This window comes from Campylobacter sp. RKI_CA19_01122, assembly GCF_025771325.1.
Classification (GTDB): domain Bacteria; phylum Campylobacterota; class Campylobacteria; order Campylobacterales; family Campylobacteraceae; genus Campylobacter_D; species Campylobacter_D lari_D.
Genome location: NZ_JAKMPZ010000023.1, coordinates 1 through 1,654, shown reverse-complemented (window position 1 = coordinate 1,654; position 1,654 = coordinate 1). Strand labels below are relative to the sequence as shown.

Below are 1,654 nucleotides of genomic sequence, written 5' to 3'. Positions count from 1 at the left end.
TTTTTAAAAAATTCCAAAACTTTAAGTCATTTTGCTAAAGCTTATAGGGGTAAAATGCTAAGAGTATTGGCAAGTAAAAATATACATAATAAAGAAGCTTTGCTTGAAAATCTACCTAATGATTTAAAAATAAAAGAAATTAAAATACAAGGATTAAAAGAAGAGATAATTTTAGATATAGTAAGCTAAGCCTTTTGGCTTAGCTTTTATAATTAGAATTTGTATAGAGCTTCAAGTCTGATGAATTGATCATCGCTATCATGAACACCATTGGTGTTATAATCTTCAGTTAAGTAAGAATAGAAGCCGCTAAATGTAAGTTTTGGACTATATGCGTAAGATACTCTTGCAATATATTCATTTTTATCTATATCATGGCCAACTTGTTCAGATTTACCACCGATATAATCAAATCCTACTCTAACAGTTTCAGCAAAAGTATAACCTAAACCTGCAAAATAGAAGAAGTTTTCACCTATACTACCTCTTAAATCACTACCAGTAGAATAGAAAATTTGCTCACCTGGAGCGATTACTCTACCTTTATCTTCTAAAACTACTAAGCTAGCTTTGTCTTTTTCACCATAACCAACGATACCTGCTTGGAAATCAAAAGCAGAAATTTGTCCTTGTAATTGAGCAGCGTAGAAATTGCTATTATCTAGACCTAATTTTTCTTTATCACTATCCAAGCTATTTCCTAAGTATTGAGCTTGGATTTTGAAGTTAGCATCGTTGAATGCAAATTTATAGCTAGCATCTACTGCATATAAAAATGCCCAATTGTTTGAATAAGCAGCCCATACTTGGAAAGCAAATGGATCAAAATCACCTAATACAGCAGCACCATATAAAGAAGTATCAGCAATACCTAAATCTGTAAAATCTCCATCGCTTGTAACATTGAAGCTATCAAACCAATAACCAGCAAAAGTTAAACCTTCGATAGAATTATTAAGAATTTTAGCTCCTGTTCCTACTGCATCATCAGTCCAAATAGAACCAACTTCCATTTTACCAAAGATTACATTTGTAGCGTAAGCTTCATTAGTATATTCTAAGTAAGCTTGTTGAACTGCAAAAGTACTATCAGTATCAGTTTCAGCTTTAGCATTTGGGCTATTAAAACCAAGTTCACTTGTACTATATTGGAATTGAACAAAAGCTTTGAAGTTATCATCTAAAGCTGCTTTGAAATTTAATTGAGATTTAAATTTATGCTTGTTTTCTTTAGAGCTGTTGTAACCATCTACAATTGTATTGCCAATATCTCTTCTATCAGATTCAAATCTATATCTGAACATTCCTGATACATCAACATCTTTTATAGCTTCTTCAAGTGAAACAGCGTTAGCTGCTGAAAAAGCACCTGCAGCTAATGCTGCTACTAAACTAAGTTTAACTAGTTTCATGAGAATTCTCCTTATTAAAATTAAAACTATGGCTTGTATTATAGCATAGTTTTATATAAGAATTCTTAAAGTAAATAAAAACGATAAAAATATATTATAGGGTTGTATTTATAGATTGAATTATCTTTAAAGATCTAGTTTGAAACTAGATCTTTAAAAACTAAGGAGTTATCTATGAATGTTTGCTTTTACAAGTGTAATTATGCTCTTTGATAGTTAATGTTTGGAAACTGAGGGAGTTA

Annotated in this window: 1 protein-coding gene and 1 pseudogene; one reads left to right on the top strand and one right to left on the bottom strand. The window is 30.7% G+C overall.

Annotated features, from left to right (window positions below; translation table 11 throughout):
- Window positions 1-189 (top strand): annotated as a pseudogene (locus L8U37_RS08075) (peroxide stress protein YaaA); the annotation flags it as partial.
- Window positions 190-212: 23 nt separating this feature from the next.
- Here L8U37_RS08075 and L8U37_RS08070 read toward each other — a convergent pair.
- Window positions 213-1,412, bottom strand: coding sequence for a major outer membrane protein (locus tag L8U37_RS08070; RefSeq protein WP_220566610.1), 1,200 nt, complete (start codon window positions 1,410-1,412; stop codon window positions 213-215).
- Window positions 1,413-1,654: the final 242 nt, after the last annotated feature.

What these genes read in the sequence shown, in the direction of transcription:
- L8U37_RS08070 (WP_220566610.1), bottom strand. Translation starts at nt 1,412, where the DNA reads ATGAAACTAGTTAAACTTAGTTTAGTAGCAGCATTAGCTGCAGGTGCT.